The following is a 5,035-nucleotide window of genomic DNA, read 5'->3' as shown; positions in this document are numbered from 1 at the left end:
CGTAATTGTCGATGACGAGAACCCTGCTCACCATATCCTCCTCCCCCTGCCGGCTTTTGGCGTTGCCGTTTGCATAGCAAGAGCACGGGCGCGGGGGAAGGGTAAAAGGCGGGGGACTAGCCTTGCTGAGCGAGATCGGGCGCATGCGTCTCAAACCATCCCCTCAGCCGCCCCAGCGCCGGATGCTCCAGATTGCGGGCGAGATAGGCTTCGATGCGGGGGATGTGGTCGAGATAGCCAGGCTTGCCGTCGCGGATGTCGAGGCGGGTGAAGATGCCGAGGATCTTGGTGGCGCGCTGGGCGCCCATCAGCGCGTAGACCTTCGTGAAGCCGGGCAGGTCGAAATTCTCGTCGGCCTCGCGGCGCAGCTTGCAGTATTGCGAGAGCAGCCTGATTTCGAGCGATGCCGGAACTTCGATGCGCGCATCCTGCAAGAGCGAGACGAGATCATAGGCCGGCGGGCCGATTACCGCGTCCTGGAAATCGATCAGCCCGACCCGCGCCAGCCCCTCGCGCTCGGGGAGCCAGATCAGATTGGGCGAATGGTAATCGCGCAAAACCCAGCTCTGCGGCCCGTAGAGCGCGGGCTCCAGCGCATCTGCCCAGGCATTAAGGAATTCCGAGCGCGCTGCGCCCGAGGGTGTCATGCCGATACGGTATTTCAGATACCAGTCGAGGAAGAGCTCGACCTCGATCAGCATGGCCTGCGCGTCATAGGGCGGAATGACGTGTTCGAGATCGTCGCCCACGGGCAGGACATGCGGCAGCGGCGTCTGGTGCAGTTTTGCGAGCAGGGCCGCCGCCTCCGCATAACGCTCCGGGATCGGCCCGTTCGCATCGACCGCGCTGCCGGGCCCGAGATCCTCGATCAGAAGAAGGCCGATCTCGAGATCCTCGCCATGGATCTTCGGAGCGGAGAAATTCAATGCGCGCAACCCGCGATCCATGGCGACGAAAGCATGGACGCTCTCAGCGAGGCGGGCGAGATCGCTGTAGGAGCGCCCCATCCGGATCGGTGGGCCGTCGGGGCGACGCGGGGAGATCATCAGGATCGCGGTCGCACCGTCGGGGCGGGTGAGCCGCTCATAGGCGCGCGACGAGGCATCCCCCGTCATCGGCGTGCGCTCGGCCTGATCCCAGCCGGTGCGCAACAGCATCGCCTTGAGCGCGCGGGCCCGGGTGACGCGCTCGCCGAAGGCGCCGGTCCCCACCATGATCGCGACGCGCCCGCCGCCCTGTTCGGGGGGGATCATGTCGAGGGTGATCTCGAGCCGCGAGCGCGCCAGCGCCTCCTCGGCCCGGTCAGGCCATTCCACCAGCGTGATCGCAGATTCGGTGGCTTCCTCCCAGCCCATTTCGAGGAGCTCGCCCGGGCCGGCGATGCGGTAGAAATCAGCATGCACGACCGGGCAGCGCAGGCCGTCATAGATCTGCATCAGGGTATAGGTCGGGCTGGGGACTTCCATCTGCGAGTCACCGGCGAGCGCACGGATCACGGCCCGCGCCAGCGTCGTCTTGCCGGCCCCGAGCCCGCCCGATAGCGTCACAACGTCGCCAGGGCGCAATTCATCCGCGATGAAGCGCGCGAGATCGAGCGTGGCTTCCTCGTCCGCGAGCGTCAGCTCCCAGACCGGCACATGCGGATCAGGGCCCGGAGGCAGGGCGGAGAGGCCGGAATCGGCCGGTTTCGAAGCCATCACACTCGCCTCGTTGCTGCCCGCGGGGTCACTCTGCCGCAAGCCGGCGCGGGCCGTCAGCCGGGAAAACGCAAGTCACCGTGGTTCCGGTTCCCGGTGACGATTCGAGCTTCACATGTCCGCCGTGCAATTCGACGAATGAGCGTACGATCGAAAGGCCCAGCCCGACGCCGCGATGCGTGGTGCCGCCGGTATGGCTTTCGAACCGCTCGAACACCCGTGCGGCGACATGTTCGGGCATACCCTGGCCCTGATCGGCGACGCTGAAGACGATCTCGTCGTCGCGCCGCTGCGCCGACACGCGAATGCGCCCGCCCGCCTCGGAGAACCCGATTGCATTGGATATGAGATTGAAAAGCACCTGCCGGATGCGCTTTCCGTCGCCGGTGAAGCTGCCGATGGTATCGTCGACGGTGATATCGAGATGCAGATCGCTCTCGGCGATGCGATCCTCCAGGCCGCGCACGGCCGCGTCGATCGTCTCGCGGATATCGATCTCGCCGGGTTCGAGCTCGAGCGAGCCGGTATCGATGGAGGCGAGGTCGAGAATGTCGTTGATGATGGCGAGCAACGCCCCCGACGAGCGCATGATATGGCCCGCATATTCGCGCTGGCGCTCATTGAGCGCGCCGACGGTTTCATCCGACAGCAACTGGGTGAAGCCGATGATCGTGGTGAGTGGCGAGCGCAATTCGTAGGAGACGTGGTGCACGAATTCGTCGCGCAGCTGCGCCGCCCGCTCGAGCGCGTCGTTCTTTTCCGTGAGCGCACGCTCAACATTCACGCTGGCGGTGACGTCGATGAAGGTGAGCAGCATCGCGCCGTCGGGCAACGGCTGGCCCGCACAGTCGAGCACGATCCCATCCTTGCGTTCCATACGCAGCGCAAAGCCGGTGCGCCCGTCCGCACCGCCGGCCACCGCCGCGCGGATCTCCGCCCAGGGCTCCTCGGCGGGGACGTTCTGCTGACAATGCGCGATGACCGCGTCGAGATGCGGGTTGTCGGTGGTGAGCGCCTCGGGCAGGCGCCAGAGGCGGGCGAAAGCCTGGTTCGACAGGCGCAGGCGCCCGTCCGAGCCGAAAACGGCTACGCCCTCGGCCAAAGTGTCGAGCGTCTCGCCCTGGACGCGCAGCAACGCGTTGAAACGCGATTCGAGTTTGATGTGATCGCTGACATCGTCGAAGAGATAAGTCAGCCCGCCATTGGGGCTGGGGTTGGCGACGACGCGCAAGGTACGCCCGTCCGGCAGGTGCCACCAGGTCTCGCGAGGCTCGATGCTGCGATAGGCCGAAAGGACATCCGCCTTCCAGCTTCGAAAATCCGCCTGCTCGGGCAGTTTGCGCATGCCGCGGAGGCGGTCGAGAATCTCGTTATCGGCGGGGCTGCTATCCAGGAAGGGCTGATCCAGCCCCCAGAGCTGACGATAGGCGGTGTTATGGAAGGTCAGGTGCTGGCTGGCGTCGAAGATGGCCACGGCGGTGGGGAGCTGGTCGAGCGTGCGCACATGCGCTTCCATCTCCCGGTTGAGATCCGTGCGCAGCTGCTCGACCTCGCTGACATCGATGGCGACACCGGCCGCGCCTCCGGGGGAGGGGGTCTCGGTCACGTCGAGCATGCGGCGTTTGCCGATGACGATGGCGGCGGTACGCGCGGCGAAACGCTTGCCGGCCTCGCGCTGCTTCGCTGCCTGGGCCCGCGCTGCGGAATCGAGCAACTCCACTTTGCGACCGCGTGCATCCTCGACGCTCTCGGCCTCGACCGCAGCGAGGTAGGCGGCATTGGCCCAGGCCAGCTTTCCGTCGCCATCGCGCAGCCAGACCGGCTGATCGACGGAATCGAGCACCGTTCGCAAGCGCTCCAGCTCGCCGTGCATCCGGGCGAATTCACGTTTGATCTTCATCAGTTCGGCCCGCTCGCCGGTGACGTCGCGCAGGCGCAGGATCGCCCGGCCGCCGAGTGCGCGGCCCTCGGCATCGATGAAGCGCCCGGCATTGGTCTTGAGCGTCATCCGGAACGCTTCGCCGCGTTCGCGCAGACGCTGTAAAGCCGCCTCGATCGCAGAGGCGTCGGCGGCGCCGAGCCAGGAACCGAATGCGAGGATGCGCCGCCCTCCGATGCCGGTGCCCAATGTCGTCGGATCGCCCTCGATGCGCGGCTGTGCGTCGCGGCTCTCCCAGCTGACAACGATCTGACTCTCCGCGCCGATCAGGATCTCGGCGCGGTCATGCGCGCTGCTCAGCTCGGCCAGCTCGGCTCGCATGCCCGCCTCGCGCGCGCGCCAGTTGCGCAGTTCCATGCGATAGAACACGGCGGTGGTGAGGACGAAGATCGCGCTTCCGGCAACGAAGGCGAAGGAGACCGCCAGATGCGGCTCAGTGAGTCCGGTGAGAAAACCGTCTGTGGCGGTGTCAACCGGCGCGGCCAATGCGGGCGGGGCGATGGCGATGCCGGCGAGTGCTGTCATGCTGCGCAGCAAGAGCCTGCGGCCCGATGCAGCGACGCGCGTCGTCCGGTTGCGGATGGCTGCTTCCAGCATCCCCGTGCCATTGCGTCCCGCGCCCCGCCATCTCCTGATCATGATCGAGAAACACTCCGCTCGCCGCCGCGCGAATCCACGTTGCCGAAGCACGCGAATCCGAATCAGAGGGATACACTATTCCGCATCCCAGTTCGCCCGAAAGTGGGTTAAGGGATGTTTAATGCGCAAATGCGCTGACGGGGCCACCCTTGCCGTGTGGCCTCGCGATTGGGCTGTCCCGGTCGTGGCGCGATTTGCTCAAGGAGCGCCGGAGCTTGACGACGGGGGCTTTCATGCGCACTTCAATCTTCGAAGGCGCGCCGCGCCGCCCGTGGAATCATCATCGATCCGGAGAAAGAGCAGTGGACCGTATCAGGGCGTTCGTCGAATCGCGCCTTCTGGAGCGCATCATCATGACGCTGATCGCGGTGAACGCGGTCACGCTGGGGCTGGAGACCAGCGCCTGGGCGATGGCCAATTTCGGGCCGTTTCTGCTGGCGCTCGACCAGGTCATCCTGACGATCTTCGTCATCGAGATCGGTCTGCGGCTCGCGGTCTACCGGCTGCGTTTCTTCAAGAACGCGTGGAACGTGTTCGATTTCACCGTCATCGCCATCGCGCTCGCGCCCGCCACCGCCGCCTTCTCGGTGCTGCGGGCGCTGCGGGTGTTGCGTCTTCTGCGCATGATCACGATCGTGCCCTCGCTGAAACGCGTCGTCGGCGCGCTGATCGGGGCGCTGCCGGGCATGGGCTCGATCGTGCTGCTTCTCTCGCTGCTGTTCTACGTCTTCTCGGTGATGGCGACAAAACTCTTCGCCGC

3 protein-coding genes are annotated in these 5,035 nt (G+C 65.9%); 1 reads left to right on the top strand and 2 read right to left on the bottom strand.

Annotated elements, in window-relative coordinates; all coding sequences use genetic code 11:
* Positions 1-116: 116 nt before the first annotated feature.
* Positions 117-1,697 (bottom strand): tRNA (adenosine(37)-N6)-threonylcarbamoyltransferase complex ATPase subunit type 1 TsaE, encoded by a 1,581-nt coding sequence (gene tsaE, locus VKP01_RS11845; protein WP_324412529.1) that lies wholly within the window; start codon positions 1,695-1,697, stop codon positions 117-119.
* Positions 1,698-1,725: 28 nt separating this feature from the next.
* On the bottom strand, positions 1,726-4,161 hold the full coding sequence (locus VKP01_RS11840; protein WP_414706572.1) for a sensor histidine kinase: 2,436 nt from the start codon (positions 4,159-4,161) through the stop codon (positions 1,726-1,728).
* A gap of 416 nt (positions 4,162-4,577) precedes the next feature.
* Between VKP01_RS11840 and VKP01_RS11835 the strand changes: the two genes are divergently transcribed.
* Positions 4,578-5,035: ion transporter (locus tag VKP01_RS11835; protein ID WP_324412525.1), on the top strand; the 458-nt coding region annotated here is incomplete at its 3' end.

The sequence above is a fragment of the Saliniramus sp. genome (assembly GCF_035311605.1).
In the GTDB taxonomy this organism is placed as follows: domain Bacteria; phylum Pseudomonadota; class Alphaproteobacteria; order Rhizobiales; family Beijerinckiaceae; genus Saliniramus.
Note: the sequence above shows the minus strand (reverse complement) of the source record. Positions and strands in the feature narration are given on the sequence as shown.

What these genes read in the sequence shown, in the direction of transcription:
- tsaE (WP_324412529.1), bottom strand. Translation starts at nt 1,697, where the DNA reads ATGGCTTCGAAACCGGCCGATTCCGGCCTCTCCGCCCTGCCTCCGGGC.
- VKP01_RS11840 (WP_414706572.1), bottom strand. Translation starts at nt 4,161, where the DNA reads ATGACAGCACTCGCCGGCATCGCCATCGCCCCGCCCGCATTGGCCGCG.